Here is a 17,702-nt window from a genome sequence, read left to right on the forward strand (position 1 = left end):
CGCAAGGACTGCGGGGTTAGCCTAATCAATTAGAGTTCGATAGAACTCTTTACTTAGGAATCCCTCACTTCTAAACGAAGTGAAAGTGGGGGTAGTTCAAGGTATTTCTATGCTAGGTAAGTATAAAGGAACTGGAAAGAAAAAGTTTTATCTTATTTTTGGACTATGTGATGAATCTTTTTCTATTAATTCTACTGTTGATATTCCAAAAGATGTTGATAAGGGTTGGTTTATGTTCTTCGTGACACTGCTTAATCATTTGTATTGGGGTATAGGAGCCGCAATTGGTGGTATTTTTGGTTCCTTTGTACACTTCAATACAAAAGGACTAGATTTCGTTATAACAGCACTTTTCGTTGTGATTTTTGTTGAACAGTGGATGAGGGAGAAGAAGCATTATAGCACTCTTGTAGGACTGGGATTATCGATATTTAGCCTAATTATTTTTGGTGGAAACAATTTCATCATTCCTGCAATGATTATGATTTTATTAGTACTTACTATCCTAAAAAAACCAATAGAGAACGTAGAGGAGGTTTCCGTGTGACAATGAGTTTACTGCAACAAGTTATTATAACAGTTGGTATAGTGGTTTTAGGCACAATGATTACAAGGTTCCTTCCCTTCTTAGTGTTCCCATCAGATAAACCTACTCCGCAATATGTCCAGTATCTCGGTAGGGTACTACCTTCAGCTGTCATAAGTCTTTTAGTTATTTATTGTTTTAAGGATCTAAACTTATTATCCGGCAATCATGGTGCCCCAGAATTAATTTCAGTAGGAGTAGTAATAGTACTTCACATATGGAAGAGACAAATGCTTCTCTCAATAGCAGGTGGAACAATTATCTACATGCTGTTAGTACAATTGTTTTTTAATTAAATTTATAATGACAAGTAATTGATCCTATCATCCTTCTATTTTAGAAATAGGATCATTATATTCAATAAACTAAAGAATAAGCAATGAATGCATTAGCATGCGCAATTCTTTTCGATAATACAGTGAGCTTCGAGAAAGATTACTATTAGACTAGTTATAACGCACCAGTGGGCTAAATCTAATTATCAATGTTGTCTCTACTTCTGTAATATTTTGTATTTAAATCCAGCTACAAAAAGTATGAAGAAGGTTGGCAAATATCTTACCTCTTAGTTCAAAGCATATTAATTTTCCTAGGTAAAAACAACTTTATTGTTAGGAATTCTCTTTCGTTTTGTCCTTTAAGGGAATCAGAACCTTAGCTCTTCCCAAATTCTCTTAGCGTACGAAATTTGCGTTTTGATGGCGCTACCCTATCGCTATCAAGCTAACAAGACAAAATACTCTCTAAAATGAAAAAGGCGTTATTCTTTCTGAGAAATCATAGGAAAGAATAACGTCTTTATATCAGTATTGCAGCCCGTATCTAAAACCGCAATAACAATGTCCTTCCTTTCTTACTTTTCTCCCATACTGCCAGATCATGTATCAGTTTTACTCCACTAGGTATTTCAGCTACACTTGAAGCCATTTCTAATTCTTTGAAAGAAATTAAAGATATTGCATTCTGTCCATTCATAGTTAAATTCCCATGATTTATTAACTTCACCCCATTAGACTTTAATAAAATAAATTCTGCAAGACAATAACTACTTTCATAAATTCCTTTAATGGTTTTCATATCTAATATATTATCGTTTGGTTAAAAAGAAGAATGCATTCATTATAGGCTTTACTTAATTCTATATTCTCTGGCTTGTATATTACTCTATGCTTTTCGTTAAATATTAACTCCATTTCTTTAATCTATATTTAAGTTTATCTTCTATTTAACTTACTATTTTTGGGTTTTACTTATGATTATAGATTTATTTACTTAATTAAAAAAAGAAGTTGTCTCCAAAAGTTCGCTTTTAGCGAACTTCTGGGACAACTTCTTTTTTGTAATCTATCTTTGATGAAAAAATTATTAACCGCCACATGGAACTGTATAGCCTGTACAACATGTAGAACATAAACAAGTGTTCCATTGACCGTTTTTTGTACAATATGCCAAACTATTAATTGTAGCCGTTGTACAGTTGTTAGTAACAGCTAGTGTTTGAGTATCTTGCGATTTAACTGATTGAAGATCAAGATCAAATTCATCAAATTTAGACATTTCCATTCCCCTTTTCTATAATTTAACTGTATCATGATACAATTAAATTATAGAATTTTTATCCAAAAATGTCAATTTATGTTTTGTTTTATTTTTCAAAAAATTTATCGACATATTTCCTTCGTATTAATTATTTTTTAATACGAAGTATATAATTTTATCTATTACAAAAACTATAGCTCATCAATTCAAATCTAATTAAATAATATAATGATATATTATTTATTATAGGTATTATTTCACAATAAAATTCCCTTTATTTTTTACAAAGGAAAAATATAAATGATATCTCAACAGAAACTCTATTTCTTTTCCTTTGAATTCCTATATTAATATCCATAGTCTAGGATCTAGGACATGATATTCCCAACTATTCACTTATCCCACTTATACCTCATTACAAGATATGTAATAACCTCCACGCGCCATGCTTATTTCAGCACGATACAACTTATCATCTAAATAAAAAGTTACCGGCTTTACTTTACTTTCGAAACGTAGCTCTTCTTTAGATCCTGCAGCATATTTCTCTATTTCTTGACATATGGTTTGAGCAGAAGGATAAGTTAATGCTTCATCTAATTCAATAAAAAAACTCTTTTTAAATAACTTTTTGAAAAAACCATTTTTTTCATTCATTGTATCCATTTCCTTTCTACTGAAAATTAATCTTTTTTAGGTTATATGCAAATTTTACTTTTCCTTTGAATCATTATTTGCATCCTTAAAAGTAAAAAGATTCAATCTATTATAATTATAACACAATGTGATTCTGTAATAACATACCCTACTATAAATGATAATTATAAATTTAGATTATGCTTTTCAACAAAATCATCGTATACCCATATAAGGATGTAATAGGTCTTTCACATTTGAAAAGGTTGATAGTAATGACAAGAGTATACCTGTATATCCCTCTCTTATGGTATTATCATGAAAGTATTCTGCTTCATTAATTTTCCCAGATATCAACTCTATTCTCTTAAACTTAAATTTGGGTTCTGGATTATTAGCATACAAATCCAGAACTTTTTTTAATAGTTCATTATTCATTTTTAGATACCTAATAGAGACGTCATCTCTATACATTGCATCAAATATACATAACAAGCCTGTATATCCAGTTAATAATGAACCATTTGTCACAATAAACTCCGGTAAAAACATGCGGCTCTTCTCTATAATAATTTTATTTGCCCAATCCGTTAACTTATAATCCTTTAAGCACTTTCCAACTAAATATAACACCCGCGCAATCGAAAGAGCACCATATGACCAGGTTTCTTTCATATTATACATATTTTTCAAATCTTCTTTATTATCTAATTTCAATAAACCAGGCCAATAAGTGATTGTATCTATACGTTTAGCATATTCCTGATATGTAAGAATTATATTTTTTATAGATTCTATCTGTCCTGAAACGACAATATTTTTACTATAAGATTTAGCCATCACTAAAAGTATACCGGCTATACCATTACTTAAACTAAAATCTAAAGTTTTTTCATAAATATCAATTTGTTTATAGATTCTACTTTTATTACTATTCTCTTCATAAATTATAGAAACAAAAATTTGGAGAAGTTGTTCGATTGTTGATTGATATTCATAACCAAATTCGAGTAAATAATTACATATGCTAGCCAAACCTGAAGATAAGGAAAAGAAATTATATCCTACATTATGTTTATTCTCATAAAAATATTTGATATAAATATGCGTCAAATCAACAAGATAATGATTCAAAGAATAAATAAATTTTTCGAAATAACCCGTATTTCTCCAAACAAAATAACTAGAATAGAGTGTATCAATTAATTTTGTATCAGGGAACACCTCTCTACCTAACTTATTTTTTAATATCTCCTCTCTAATAATTTTCATATTCTTCATCAAAATATCATCCCAAAAAACCTTGTCTTTAAAAATATTGTATCCATAACCAATAAGCATATTATTAGTCACAGATTTTTCAAATGTTATATTATCATCACATGCTATATATTTGAAATAGTTGTTAAATATACTTATAAGTTTTTTATTATCATCATCACTTATTACCTTAATAATTTCTTTCTCATTAATTATAGACATGATAAATAATCCTCTCTAGAATAATTATACTAAGTAATTCAATTGATAAAGATAATTTTTATATTGATGATATTCATCCATATTATGATTGAAGTAATTCAAACGCATAATTAAATCATCTAAGTGATAGCCATGTGTATTTAATGCCGATCCATTTGTTTTCGAATGATTCTCTCTATATTTCTTTACTTCATTTAATTTTATCTCTAGATCCTTTTCTATCTTAATCATATATATTAATTGTTCTCTATAATAAATGTCTGTTTCATCTAACCCTGCGTTATTTTTTCGCAAGTTCTTTATTAGAGGATCAGCTTTTTCAATTTCCTTCATACTTATATACAAGTCTATTAATAAGGTATGTGCCCAATAATAACAATAAGTAAAGAAATAATTTCCCCTTGCTTCACACAAATTAATTGTTTCTTCACAAAGTTGAATTATATAATTGGTACTTAGTTTTCTCATCCCATCCCTTACTAAATAACATTTCCAAAGTGGATTATTAGGCTCCATTTCTATACATTTCATCAGTAAATCCACATTTCTACTCTCTTTATTTTTAGTTATAAAAATGTCATTACGGTAACCATCATGTCCAAACTTAATGTTTAGTCCTATATTAGGGACAAAATCGTATGAATTTTTATTTTTGCGGAGCATTTCATGAACATTACCATAATATTGATATCCAGCAATTCTTTTAAATATCCGCGGATTATTATATAATTCATGATTATTAGAATTTATGATATTTGGACACATACATAAATCATCATTATAATAAATACTGAAAAATGAAATTATTTCTTTGATACTATGTTCCTCTTGATTTAAATAGTATTCATCAGCATCAATAAAAAATACCCACTCTGATTTTGCTAATTTTAGCCCATAGTTTCTTACTTGAGAGAAGTCATTTTTCCACTCTGTATGGTAAATTTTTAATTGTGGAATCTGTTCTTGAAGTGACTGCAAAATATCAATTGTACTATCCGTTGATCCTGTGTCTACAACAATAATTTCATCAAATTGACATGACTGAATACTTTCGATGCATTTCTTTATATACTTTTCTTCATTCATACATATAATGATAGCTGAAATTGTTATAGGTTGAATTTTCTCCAAAGCTTCAAGGGCATCTAACACATCCTCAATCTTTAAATCGAGAGATTTTGTTACAATATTTTTATAAATATCGTTTGATATGTTGGTAATGTATTTTGTCATACGTTTTAAATATGCTAATTGGTTCAAGTCTAAACAAAGTTCCTTATGATTAATTAAATCAAATGTACTACTATCATAAATAATATCCATAGGTACTCCTCCCCTGGTGAGAAATCACCAAATCAAATTTTTTTACATGGATTTTATGAATATTTACATTATTTTATTGATAAATTCTATTTAAATCAATAAATGCGTATCTAATGATGTACTTTCATGATATAAGGATAACAGTGCCAGTATAATACCACTTGCGCCACTAATAAATAGGTATGTATCCTGTTTGTCTAGTATATATTTCCCATTATCCATTCTCAATTCAACATCAATAAATCCATATTTAGATGCTTCATCAAACATGCTTATAATTTTTTTTCTAATATGATCTATTCTCTGTTTTATTAAAAGCGATTCTTCCTTTTCCCTTATAGTGTTAGCTAATATTGATAACACTCCTGCATATCCATGGCATAATGTAGGAGAAATCAAATTATACTCTTCTATACCCATTTTTGCTCTTTCTTCTATAATTTTATAAGCCCACTCTTGCATTTTATTATCCATTAATGCATTAGAGGCTATAAAAATTGCCCTTGCAATACCTATGCCTCCGTAACACCAACCGTCTCTAACATTCGTCTTTTCTTTTACTTCAGATAAATATTCCTCAAAAGATAATATCATTGGCCAATAAGTATATCCTTCACTTCTAATAGAATATTTATTATATAAATTTATTATATTTAATATAGCCTCTTTCTGCCCCTTTACAATAATGCCATTTTTATAAGCCTTACTTAAAATCACAAGTGGCCCTGCAATACCATGTGCCAATCCAAGATTTATATAACCATTAGGGTAATTAGTCCTGTTCTCTATATCTAAATTTTTTTGGTGAATATGCCAATTTGGTATAACATTACCATTAATATTTTTATAAGAACAAATATGTACCAAAAGTTCTAATGCCCTCTTAGTTATTTCTTCATACCTTCCTAATAATAATAGATAACTAGTAACACCAGATAAACCAGATATCACATCATAGTCAACTTCTTCTAAACTTTGAATCTTTTTATTTAAATTATCCATTTTAGAAAGAAGCTCACTTGTTAAAAGCATATTGATTTTTTCCAAAAACTTCTCATAATTACCTGTATGTTTATTTACTGTGTAAACAGATAGAGCAACTTCTGTTAACCCTCCAAACAGAGCCATTTCACCTATTAAAGTATTTTCCATTAATCCTTTTCGAATAATTTTCATATTATTGTAAATTAATTCATCTGCTATTGACTTCGATTCTATAAATCTGTAACATTCAGCTATTACCATATTCATTGTCACAGCTTTATAGAAAGTCATATTTCCAGTTAGAGTATCAATTTGAACTTTTTCAAAATACTTATGAAGTATTTTTGAAAGCTCATTGTCTATTACTTTGAACATAAATATATTTTTTTTCACCTATAATCCCCTTCATTTCTATAAACCTATCATTATAACAAACTCCTAAAAAACTTTTCTATCAATCAAATTCAAATTACTAATTTATTCATAAAAGTGTCTCCAATACATTCATTAGCGTATAAAAGTGCTAAAATAATACCTGCTGTTCCATCAAGAAATGTATTTTTGTCCTCCCTAATCTCCCCTATATTCTTTGAAGATTCTATATTCCAAAAACCATATTGAGAATTTTCATCATACATATTTATAATTTGTTTTTCAATTTTATCCATCCCTTGTTTTAAAATGCTACTTGCTTGTACATTATAGGTACTCTTTAATATACTTAGCACTCCTGCATACCCATGACATAGTGTAGGTGAATTAAGTAGTAATTCTTTTATCTCTAACTGTGATTTTTGTTCAATAATACTAAGTGCCCAATTAATTAGTTTGTGATCCTCTATACAAATCCCTGTATTAAGTAAAACTTTTGCAATACCAATCGCCCCATAGCACCAACTTTCATTATTTACTTCTTTATGAAAATTGTTTTGGTTATCGAGGAACTGCTCTGGACTAAGCATATTTGGCCAATAAGTAGAACCGTTTAATTCATAAACACATCTTTTATATTCATTTACAATGTTAGCAATTGCGTTTAAATGATTTTCTACAATAATACCTTTTTTATAGGATTCTCCCAATACCATTAAAGGACCTGCAATACCATGAGCTACACCAAAATTCAAATATCCTGTAGGATAATTCACTCTATCTCTTTCCACTCGTAAATTTTCATTCTTTATATGCCACCTAGGAAGTAGTAATTCTCCATCCTTCTTGTATCCACTCATATAAACAAGGATATTAAGTAATTTAACAGATAAATTATTCATTTTTTCTTCTTCTGTAAATAATAATAAATACTTTGTAATACCAGAAATACCATAAATAGCATCAAAGTACTCAGTACTTATATTATTCTTAACGTCAATATATTTTAGATACCTTTCAGTCCATTCTATTAACAACTGATTTATTTTATCTAAAAACTTCTTATAATAACCTGTTTTCTTATATACTGTATATATTGAAAGAGCAACTTCTGTTAATCCACTATAAAGTGATGGTCTATCATATAATTCACCACTTGTTATGACCCCTTTAATTTTCAACATATTTTGATATATAATTTCATCTATATCTATCTTATTAGCAAAAATATCATATCCTTCTCCTAGAACTAGAAGTGTCGCACAGGTTTCTTCAAACCCAACATTTTTTTCACCATCTTCTACAATTTTGCTAATATACTTATCTATTATATCTTCCAATAATTTATTTTTAACTTTTATATCTTTTATCATATTTTCTTTCTCCTTTAAGATAAACTGGAAAAAATAACTTTTTGTTTTAATCATATAAGGTATAAGAAATTAGCCTTTTAAGTTTACGCATAGTCAATAATAACTACGCGTAAACCTATAGTACACTTATTACTCCTATATTTTCTCATTTCCCTAGACATTAATGATTCCGTGAGCGGATTTATTATACATCCTCTGGTATAATTCTGAATTATCCATTAAATCAGTATGATTTCCACTATCAACGATTTTACCTTCTTCAAGAATAATTATTTTATCTGCTAGTTTCTCTATATCTGTTATTCTATGTGTAATAATGATAGAGATTTTTTCAGACAAAACTTCTTGAATATTTTTAAATAATTGAATTTCTGATATTGGATCCAGTGCCGCTGTCGGTTCATCCAGTATAAGGAATTTCGAATTTTTTAAGAGTGTTCTACTTATAGCAATTTTTTGCCATTCCCCACCAGATAATTGAGTTCCATCATCAAACCAATTACCTAACTGCGTATCAAGTCCTTGATTTAAAACCTTATTAAATCCTGTCATTTCAATACTTTCATTCAATTTATCATCATTATTTATTTGATCTAAGTTTCCAACTCCAATATTTTCTCTAACTGTCATTTCGTATCTAGAGAAGTCTTGGAATAATACAGATGTTAATTTCCTTAAAGAACTTTTATCTATGAGTTTCAAGTTGATGTTATTAATGAATACTTCCCCTTCATAATCATCATAAAAACCTGATAAAATTCTAATTAGTGTTGTTTTACCAGAACCATTTTTTCCGACAATACCTATTAATTGGTTTGAAGAAATAGATAAGTTAATATTTTGTAAAACAAAGTTTTGATTATCTTTATATTTATAGCTTAAATTCTTTATCTCAATAGAATGGATATCTTCTAATTTATATGTTCTTTTCGGATCATAATTTGGTGGTAAATCAAGAAACTCAAATAACTGGCTAATATACAGGCTTTCTTTATAAATTGAAACTATATTATTTAAAAGAGCGGTTACACTTTCTTTTACTTTAGATACACTATTAATATAAGCCATTGTATCTCCAAGCATTATTTTTTTAAAAAATGTATCTATTACAATTAAAAGAAAAATGAACCCCAACATAATTTGATCCAGTACTCCAAATAAAACACCAAATTTAAACCGCTTCTTTATAATAGGCATTTCAGAATTTACTACAAACGAGTATACCTCTTTATATTTTTTAACAAAATATGAATTGAGGTTATTCAGTTTGATTTCTTTGAATGCTATATCCTTGGTTAGCAAGTATCCAACATACCATAGCATTCTATCTTTACCAGTTCTATTTCTCCGAATAACATATTGTTCTTCATTGATTTTAAGCATTTTTAAAGATGTAATTATAGGAATTAAAGAGATGAGTAAAACTATCCACCACTTCCATAAAATAAGGACAATCGATACACTGACTAATGTAATAACTTTCTGTATCACATTAATGTATGTAGTATAATAAGAAAAAAGTGTTCCTTCGCTTCCTTGCTCAGCACGTTGAATAACATTGTAAATAGTAGGATCCTCAAATTGTTTTAAAGACAATCCTTTTGTTTTTTTTAAAATCATCATCTTCAATTCTCCAGCAAACTTAAGACTAAATTTTTCTCCATAATAGCTATCTATCTTCACAATTAAAGTGTTTATCAAATCTACTAATACATAAAATATAGCAAGGGAAAGAGTAGCATATAAGTTCACATTAAGAGTTTGTAAAGAATTAATTAAATACCTCATAATTGTAATTAATGTCACCGGTATTAAGCTACTAACAAGCATAACCAATAGGTTAAGTGCTATATATTTAGAATTACACTGCAATAAAATCTTTAAAACTCGATTAAAAACCTTCAAATTTCTTTTTAATAAATTAAAATGATTCTTTATTTTAACCATGAGAACCAACTACAGTTTTTTTCTTCTGTACGGAATTTTTAAAGGCTTTTAAATCATATAAACTATGTGCAACTAACGCCATAATTAACCTTTCCCATTCCGTATCACCTTTAAATCTGTTACAAAACATATGAATAATGCTTAATAAAATAGATTGTTTACTATTGCAAAGCATACCTCTTTGGTCTAAGTTATCGACAGACTGTCTATACATAAAAGTTTTTTCTTGTTTTTTTCTTATCAATTCAGACAAATTACCTTCTACTAACTGTTTGTTGCAAAAAGCTTCCCAGTTTGCGAATTGCATGTATTCTTTTCTATGCTTTCTATACTGATCTCGATATTCGTTCCGATTTATTATTTTTGAAAATAATTTTTCTTGATCCTCAAATGTAACATTAAATTGTTCCATTATTGAAATAATACTTATAATGGCAACCTTTTCATCTTCATACTCTATCTTTTTTTCTCTAATTAATTTAATAAGTTGCCCAACATACATACTATCAGCATAAAAATAATCTTCTGCACTCTGTATGATTTCAGCACCGCCATATCTTTCAAGTTCTCTAACATAATTTTCAATCTGTAAAGAGTTCACCAGACCTTTATTATTTAGATTTTTAATAAATTCCTTTAAATATGTCTGTACTAAAAAGTCATTTTCACCAATAACTTGTACTCTTAGTCGAATATGTACCTTTGGGTCAGCATATCTTAAGAAAAAATATTTGGATATTAATTTTCTCTCAACTAACATTTCGCAAAAATCAGACAAATAATCCCCGATTAATTCGTCCATCCTAATTTTAGGCGTATATAATTTATAATAATACCACCCTTCATTTCCAGGTAGTAAATCCCTACTTTTCTCTTGAATACTAAATTTACTCCTATTACGTGATATATTAGATTGCGTTTGAATCGACTCAATAACATGATTTTCTACTTTATCCTCTTTCGAAATTACACTTTTTCTAATTAATGGAATTGTCAATTCACAACAATACCTTTGTGAATTCTTATCTTTAACAATTAGATTATTAATATCTTGATTCATTTCCGTTTCTGTTAGAAGTACATCATCATTATGTTTTTTAATGATATGAAATAATTCCGTTATATGTGTATGGCTACATAAATCAAACAGTAATCGATTATCATTTTCTTTTTGATAAACATAGCGCGGAATTTTATTCTTTTCTCTCCAACTCTTAAAACTCAATTCAAATTCTTCGTAGGAACTTAAATTAAGTTTCTCTTTTTTTATCTTCCATGATGAGGGTATTAGCACAATATTATCATACATTATCCTAGGTACATGATCGAATTTCCCAATTTGAAACATTAATGCTATATCTAGTAAATTCAAGTGATACCCAAAAGTAATATCTTTTAAAAACCTTCCTATATTGCTTCCATTCATAGGAGTCATCATATGATGAGAAGTAATATAAAGCTTTTTATTTAAACTTCTTGACTTCACATAGAATTTATCTCCACTTATTCCTACGTATAAATCTGTAATATCTATTTTTTCTTTTGTATTTATTGGATTTGTTGCTATACATAATTCATACTCCACATTATTACTATTAATTGTAACATTATTTCCTCTTCCATGTTGCAAACATTCCGATAATTCAACCATTATATATTCATCATTAATAGATTCTTTTTCTTTATTATATATTTCTGCTTTAATCCACTGCGCTTCATCCTCATCCAAAATATCTAGAAACCTTCCAAATGACTTACCAGCTTTATTAGATCCGAAGTTAGGACCAATAAATAATAGATAGTTGCCTTTATCTATTTCTTCACAACTCTGTGCTGAGACTATAATATTAAATTCTACTGAAGGTGCAAATTCTTCTTCTTTTGGTATATCACTATCTCCCACCATTTCACTTATATCTTCGTCAGTTAATTTAATAATCTCATTCTGAATTGCATTAGCTTCAATGATTCTATGTTCGATAAATTCTGTAATCTTTTTTACCTCTGCATTTGGTATTTCAGGTACATAATTCTTATATGATACTGGATTTAAGTAACCAGCTGGAGCTCCTAAACCAATATCTTCATCTAATAATTCTAAAAGTTGCACCTCTATATCCATTCCGTATTTTTCTATAAATTCCTCTTTATATGCCTTTATGGAATTATTCTCCCAACCACTTACCCCCAATCTCTGTAGCATATTACAATACTTTTCCATATCTCTCCCTACACATTTATTAAGTGTGTTTTGGTTTGTAAAAATCCTTGTATCAACTTGTAAATAATTTTCATTTTCATAAATTTCTTTCATCTCTTTTTTAATATCAAATAATAATGAAATGCCTTCACCGATAGTTTGTGTATTATACTTATTAATTTTAGTGGAAATAATCAACAACTGATTATATAAATCATCTGAACCCTCAATCTCTTTAACTTGTTTTATAACATATTCAAACGGGTTAATATCCGTTAATGGTGGTCTTAAGTTAGTAATCAAATAATCATAACGAACTAGTTCTTCTAAATAGTTATAAATTTTATCTTTGTTAACATGAGGGTATTTACTTGATATTATACTTACTAGATCTTCAATCCCAATAAACTTTTGAGTATTTTTCATTACTATTTGTAGCACATCCGACCAACGTATTGAAGCCGTTAAATCACCACTTTTGTGGTTAATCATTCCTACATTACTTACATATGGATTCTCTAATCTATCGCCTTTTTGATATACTAGTTCATTATTTTTCACCTTAATAGATTTAAAGAACATCCTATTATGCTCGATACTATTGATGACCCCATACACCCATCCCATATCCGGTCGCATTCGTTTCTTAAAACTTTTTATTTCATCAAGTTGTATATTTGAATAAGTATCAAAGTGTCCGATGTCTACTCCTGAAAATAACCCATAAGGTGTTGTACGAGTAGACATTCTAATTAAATATTTGATTACGGAACTAGATACCTTATTGTTGATTCTATCTAAATTATTAAACAAATTTATACTTCCAATCTGAATTGCTTCTCTAATTTCTTTTTTCTCCAATATTTTTTTGAGTTCTACCTTTAAGTCAACATCATTAGAAAAACAAATGCTTTTATAAAATTCAACAGGCAGTATTGGTGTTCTTAACATATAAAAATCACAAGATTGATATAAATTTTCCATAAGCAATATCTACACCTTTCTTTTTTAATACGAAAACGCATACAAACATAGCTATAGATTCTTTAGCCATTAATACCACATCCGACCAATCTGTAAACTTCACGCCACACCTGTAAAAATACACAAATTTAAAGTTATAGAATGTTTTCCCATTTATTAAATAAAAAAATTATACTACTGAATATTAAATCTACATTCAGCATGATTACAGAATTTACGATACAGGAAAGCATATATAGGACTTTAGTCCGTCTTTAGGCGTGGGATGAACGCATCGTTTTTGCATAGCAATACATAGTATACTTTATTCATAGCTATGCAAAAGACGTAAAAACATTAGAGAACCAACAATCAATACAGTATGTTCACAGTACCGTAGCCCACAAACCTATATGGTCTGTTTTGGGAGTGGTGCTAGCACACCACAATCTTACACGTCAGCGATACAAAAAATGGAATTCGCCTTTTTGTAGCAAGAATCCCACTGAAGTATGTCAGCTGGCCCCTTTAAGGGCGGGAGTGTTAAATACTTCACTCAAATAAAAATTATCTTTCCTTGTTGTAAATCTCACCTATATTTTATAATTTTTTGATTTTTTTGTCAAAATAAGTAACTTTTTTTGCTTTCGTTACACAACATAAGTACTTATTTACTTGGGATATATTTGTAATAAAGGATAACAAATTCAAAAATACCCTCAAATTACTTTTGTTGTAATATAATTCGAGGGTATTTTAGATTTACTTACTATTAATATACCCCCGATGGAAATATATGATTCTTTACAGAATTAATATAAGACTTTGTCCATTTCTTTTTTATTCTTTAAATTAATATTGGAAAGCATACTAATAAACATTTTTAAAACACGTTAATCATTAATTTTTTGACTAGAACAAAGTCACCCTTCATACCATCTCACTTTTCTTGGAAACTCATGTATTGAAAAATGTAAAAGTACCATATAAATGTAAAAGTACCATATTAAATAAATTCGACAAAATCATTCAAATTCCTTTTTCAATTGCGTTTTTTACATCCACAATTCCCCATATAAAAAGATGATTGAATACTTTTTAGAAATAGACAAATCACCAGCATTACAATGTATGTTTAAAAAATTAAAGAAACAAGACTTTTATAAACATACAATTTCATTTTAATAATCTAATAACAAACCTTTAATTTAAACAAATCTCTTTCAAGCAAAAAAAGATGTCCTAGTACCATATCTACTAGGACACCCCTTCATTTTAATCATATATACATAATTTCTCTAAATTTCTAAATTCTATACACCTCTATCACTTAAACAATAATTAGATATATCTTCTACCTAAAACATCGTATTGCTATTAGCTGCCTCATTTGGAATCTCTTGAATTACATCCCAGTGTTCGACAATCTTTCCATCCTTTATGCGGAAAATATCCACTATAGCAACTCCCTTACCTTGAGAGTTAGCACGAGAATGTACATGAAGAGCAACTGTATCTCCTTCAGCTACTACACGTTTAATTTCTGCAGAAGAATTAGGGTTCTTAACAAAATCCTCCTTAAAGAAATCCATGAAGGCTTTTCGTCCATCAGCAACAAAAGAATTATGTTGCTGATAATCTTCACTTACATAATTAGGGATAATATCGATATTATGTTTATTAAAAACTTCATTATAGAAATAAACTACCATTTTTTTATTCTTTTCTTTTTCTGTCACTTTATCTTTCGATACTGGTTCAACATTCTCACTCTTTACTGAGTGAGCTTTGGTATTACCAGTTGAAGCTTGAAATATTAAAGTCGACACAATTCCTAAAATAAACATAAAAATAATTATTATTATTAAATTTTTCTCTAATTTCATATATACCTACCTCTTCTAATTTTATAATTCATCTTCGATAACACGCTTGATAAAGGAAAAATCTTTCCCAGAATCTGATGTAAGAAATATTGTTAGGAAAATAAAATCCATCTATCCTACCAATACTCCTTATACGAGACATATTAGAAACTAGTAACCCTAACTTAATACCTCATTAACAGTTGCACTGTCCACAATTTGAATAAACTTCTTAACCTTATCGTTTTCATCAAACTCATAAAGATGACAAAAATCTGCCACAAATGATTTCCCTGTTGTTTTATATGTTCCACTATATTTTCCATATACGATAACAGTATTGTTATTAAAAGCATAAATTTCATCTTTAGCGCTATAGTTATCCCATTCAGTTCCAAGACGTTCATGTACGTTTTTCACTACTACATCAGGACCTATATAAGTGCCTGCATATGGAAACCCAGCAGCTTCTGTCCAAGATACATTTTCACTTAAATACGTTTTGAAAGCATCCATTTTTCCCTGGCCTGTTAACACATACGTTTCATGTAATAGTTTTTGATATTTATTCATAGCATTAACCCCAAGGCATTTCTTTTGTTACAACTTTTGCACTTAATTCTAATACACCTTTATTTGCATAGCCTGGATATGCTGCTTCAAGTATTGCTACAAAATCTTTTGAAGTTTTACTTTCCTCAGAAGCTTGCATTGCTGTTCTTAGATAATCCATGGTTGCATTAATTGCTTGATTATCTAATGATTTTTCGATTGATCCATGACTTGGTACAATTATGTCAGCATGTAATGCTTGTAATACTTTTAAGTTCTCAATCCATGCCTCCATTGCTGCTTTTGAGCTAGTATCTGCTAAGAATAGATGGATTTCGTTAAATACATCTATTCCTCCAATTAATACTTTCAGTTCTTTATTAAATAAGCTAGTTCTGTAATGATCTAAGCCTACAAGTTCTAATGTTAGTCCTTGAAAATCAATCGTTTTTTCATTAAACACTTGAGGTAATACCACATTACTTGGTGCATTTTCTCCAAGTGCGCCTTTCCAAACTTTTAATTTTCCTAATACAGAATGAACAATATGTTCAACAGTAGACTCTGTTGCATATGCTATAGCTTCTGGGTATGCAACTTTCATACTTTCTAACCCGAAATAGTAATCAGGATCCCCATGGATAATAAAGATTTTATCCAGAGATAAATTATTGTTTTTCAAATAATTCACAATTTCTTTTGAATCAGATTGAGTAAATTTCGAGTTTATTAAAAATGCATGTCCTGCTTTCTCAACTAAGGTTGCAGTGACCATAAAACTTTTTTCGTCCGAACTAAACACCGTTAATTTCACATCTTTTTGATTTGTATCGATTGTTTTAAACATAGATGTTATTCTCCTTTTGTTATAGTTATTGAATAGATAACACATTTTTATTTTGTTCCGACAGAAGACCCCTCTTCAATTCTCTTGAAAGATTCATCGCACCAGCAAATAGATCGGAGATGTATGTCGGCTGGCGTAAGCTAACATATTTGCTACTATAGCTTAAATATTCTTAGTATAAATTTTTAAAACGTGCTTCAATTTTATCTGGCGTCATTACTCCACCACCAATAGGAATAATTTGATTATCCTTTTGTAAAAGTAATGAAGGATAGCTATTAACCCCAAGCTGTTGAACCTTATTGAAATCATTTTGGACATCTACAATTGTTTCTTGCGCATTTAAACGCTCTATTACTTGATCAGGGTCCAAACCATGCTCAATCGCAATCTTACGATATGTCTCAGGATCACTTAGGCTTTGTCCATCATAATAAAATGCTTTTTGCATAGCAGACGTAAATTCTAACAAACGGTCTAGCGCTAATGAACGTAAAGCTGAAAATCCAATTGCAGCATCTTTCGAATTCATTTTAAAAGTACCTTCTTCCACCAATTTTTGATAGGAAGGACCAAATTCTGCACCTGTAAGTTGATTAATTCTTTTATTTCCCTCTTCTATATATGAGAGATTTTTTATTGGTAGATCATCTAAAAATAATCCACCACATAAATCTGTTAACGGCATTTCAGTGTGTTCTTTGTAAAATCCTTTAATGCTTTCTGAAAAACCATAGCACCATCCACAATATGCGTCCCATACGTATATAAGGTTATCTTGTTTTTTCTCCATTTAAATCTCCTACCTTTATTTTTATTAGCTAGTCCAGCTATCAATTAAAAATTCTTAGCTAGCTTTTGGGTTTGTAAAAGTGCATCTTTTTTAGCAACCTTATTATTTTCCCCAAAAACTAATCCTTCCAAAAAAAGATCAACTAAAATTATTCATAAAAGATAACACTGCACATTATTGCTCTAAAGCAGAAAATACTACCGTTCAGAATATGCATAGTTGTTAATATAATAGTAATTC

At 29.0% G+C, this 17,702-nt stretch carries 14 protein-coding genes and 1 pseudogene; 2 read left to right on the forward strand and 13 right to left on the reverse strand.

Annotated features, from left to right (window positions below):
- Positions 1-100: 100 nt before the first annotated feature.
- Positions 101-547, forward strand: a pseudogene (locus tag ACTJJY_RS28905) (AzlC family ABC transporter permease); the annotation flags it as partial.
- The gene (locus ACTJJY_RS28910) at positions 544-882 is read left to right on the forward strand and encodes a branched-chain amino acid transporter permease (RefSeq protein WP_440607190.1); all 339 of its coding nucleotides are present in this window, start codon (positions 544-546) and stop codon (positions 880-882) included. The pseudogene ACTJJY_RS28905 and the gene ACTJJY_RS28910, both read left to right, overlap by 4 nt.
- Before the next feature lie 526 nt (positions 883-1,408).
- On the opposite strand, the gene ACTJJY_RS28915 is transcribed toward ACTJJY_RS28910, so the two are convergent.
- The 13 genes from ACTJJY_RS28915 to ACTJJY_RS28975 form a co-directional block, all read right to left on the reverse strand.
- Positions 1,409-1,663: a hypothetical protein gene (locus tag ACTJJY_RS28915; protein ID WP_440607191.1), complete on the reverse strand. Its 255-nt coding sequence runs from the start codon at positions 1,661-1,663 to the stop codon at positions 1,409-1,411.
- 288 nt (positions 1,664-1,951) lie between these two features.
- Positions 1,952-2,149: a hypothetical protein gene (locus ACTJJY_RS28920; RefSeq protein ID WP_440607192.1), complete on the reverse strand. Its 198-nt coding sequence runs from the start codon at positions 2,147-2,149 to the stop codon at positions 1,952-1,954.
- A 381-nt stretch (positions 2,150-2,530) separates the two neighbouring features.
- The gene (locus tag ACTJJY_RS28925) at positions 2,531-2,782 is read right to left on the reverse strand and encodes a DUF4318 domain-containing protein (protein WP_088610635.1); all 252 of its coding nucleotides are present in this window, start codon (positions 2,780-2,782) and stop codon (positions 2,531-2,533) included.
- A gap of 195 nt (positions 2,783-2,977) precedes the next feature.
- Positions 2,978-4,243: a lanthionine synthetase LanC family protein gene (locus ACTJJY_RS28930; RefSeq protein ID WP_440607193.1), complete on the reverse strand. Its 1,266-nt coding sequence runs from the start codon at positions 4,241-4,243 to the stop codon at positions 2,978-2,980.
- 24 nt (positions 4,244-4,267) lie between these two features.
- Positions 4,268-5,566, reverse strand: coding sequence for a glycosyltransferase family 2 protein (locus ACTJJY_RS28935; RefSeq protein ID WP_440607194.1), 1,299 nt, complete (start codon positions 5,564-5,566; stop codon positions 4,268-4,270).
- 90 nt (positions 5,567-5,656) lie between these two features.
- Positions 5,657-6,943, reverse strand: coding sequence for a lanthionine synthetase C family protein (locus ACTJJY_RS28940; RefSeq protein WP_440607195.1), 1,287 nt, complete (start codon positions 6,941-6,943; stop codon positions 5,657-5,659).
- A gap of 71 nt (positions 6,944-7,014) precedes the next feature.
- Positions 7,015-8,295 (reverse strand): lanthionine synthetase C family protein, encoded by a 1,281-nt coding sequence (locus ACTJJY_RS28945; RefSeq protein ID WP_440607196.1) that lies wholly within the window; start codon positions 8,293-8,295, stop codon positions 7,015-7,017.
- 153 nt (positions 8,296-8,448) lie between these two features.
- Entirely contained in the window at positions 8,449-10,242 is a 1,794-nt protein-coding gene (locus ACTJJY_RS28950) for an ABC transporter ATP-binding protein (protein WP_440607197.1), read from the reverse strand.
- A complete protein-coding gene (locus ACTJJY_RS28955; protein ID WP_440607198.1) occupies positions 10,235-13,426 on the reverse strand; it encodes a lantibiotic dehydratase in 3,192 nt (1,063 codons plus the stop codon). Before ACTJJY_RS28955 ends, ACTJJY_RS28950 begins: the two co-directional genes overlap by 8 nt.
- A 1,337-nt stretch (positions 13,427-14,763) precedes the next feature.
- Entirely contained in the window at positions 14,764-15,291 is a 528-nt protein-coding gene (locus ACTJJY_RS28960) for a nuclear transport factor 2 family protein (RefSeq protein WP_440607199.1), read from the reverse strand.
- Between the two features lie 159 nt (positions 15,292-15,450).
- Complete coding sequence (locus ACTJJY_RS28965; RefSeq protein ID WP_440607200.1) at positions 15,451-15,843, reverse strand: nuclear transport factor 2 family protein; 393 nt, start codon at positions 15,841-15,843, stop codon at positions 15,451-15,453.
- 4 nt (positions 15,844-15,847) lie between these two features.
- Complete coding sequence (locus ACTJJY_RS28970; protein ID WP_440607201.1) at positions 15,848-16,669, reverse strand: cytoplasmic protein; 822 nt, start codon at positions 16,667-16,669, stop codon at positions 15,848-15,850.
- Positions 16,670-16,841: 172 nt separating this feature from the next.
- On the reverse strand, positions 16,842-17,462 hold the full coding sequence (locus tag ACTJJY_RS28975; protein ID WP_440607202.1) for a DsbA family protein: 621 nt from the start codon (positions 17,460-17,462) through the stop codon (positions 16,842-16,844).
- Positions 17,463-17,702: the final 240 nt, after the last annotated feature.

Source organism: Bacillus sp. 22475, from assembly GCF_052044835.1.
GTDB lineage: Bacteria > Bacillota > Bacilli > Bacillales > Bacillaceae_G > Bacillus_A > Bacillus_A cereus.

What these genes read in the sequence shown, in the direction of transcription:
- ACTJJY_RS28915 (WP_440607191.1), bottom strand. Translation starts at nt 1,663, where the DNA reads ATGAAAACCATTAAAGGAATTTATGAAAGTAGTTATTGTCTTGCAGAA.
- ACTJJY_RS28920 (WP_440607192.1), bottom strand. Translation starts at nt 2,149, where the DNA reads ATGGAAATGTCTAAATTTGATGAATTTGATCTTGATCTTCAATCAGTT.
- ACTJJY_RS28925 (WP_088610635.1), bottom strand. Translation starts at nt 2,782, where the DNA reads ATGAATGAAAAAAATGGTTTTTTCAAAAAGTTATTTAAAAAGAGTTTT.
- ACTJJY_RS28930 (WP_440607193.1), bottom strand. Translation starts at nt 4,243, where the DNA reads ATGTCTATAATTAATGAGAAAGAAATTATTAAGGTAATAAGTGATGAT.
- ACTJJY_RS28935 (WP_440607194.1), bottom strand. Translation starts at nt 5,566, where the DNA reads ATGGATATTATTTATGATAGTAGTACATTTGATTTAATTAATCATAAG.
- ACTJJY_RS28945 (WP_440607196.1), bottom strand. Translation starts at nt 8,295, where the DNA reads ATGATAAAAGATATAAAAGTTAAAAATAAATTATTGGAAGATATAATA.
- ACTJJY_RS28950 (WP_440607197.1), bottom strand. Translation starts at nt 10,242, where the DNA reads ATGGTTAAAATAAAGAATCATTTTAATTTATTAAAAAGAAATTTGAAG.
- ACTJJY_RS28955 (WP_440607198.1), bottom strand. Translation starts at nt 13,426, where the DNA reads ATGGAAAATTTATATCAATCTTGTGATTTTTATATGTTAAGAACACCA.
- ACTJJY_RS28960 (WP_440607199.1), bottom strand. Translation starts at nt 15,291, where the DNA reads ATGAAATTAGAGAAAAATTTAATAATAATAATTATTTTTATGTTTATT.
- ACTJJY_RS28965 (WP_440607200.1), bottom strand. Translation starts at nt 15,843, where the DNA reads ATGAATAAATATCAAAAACTATTACATGAAACGTATGTGTTAACAGGC.
- ACTJJY_RS28970 (WP_440607201.1), bottom strand. Translation starts at nt 16,669, where the DNA reads ATGTTTAAAACAATCGATACAAATCAAAAAGATGTGAAATTAACGGTG.
- ACTJJY_RS28975 (WP_440607202.1), bottom strand. Translation starts at nt 17,462, where the DNA reads ATGGAGAAAAAACAAGATAACCTTATATACGTATGGGACGCATATTGT.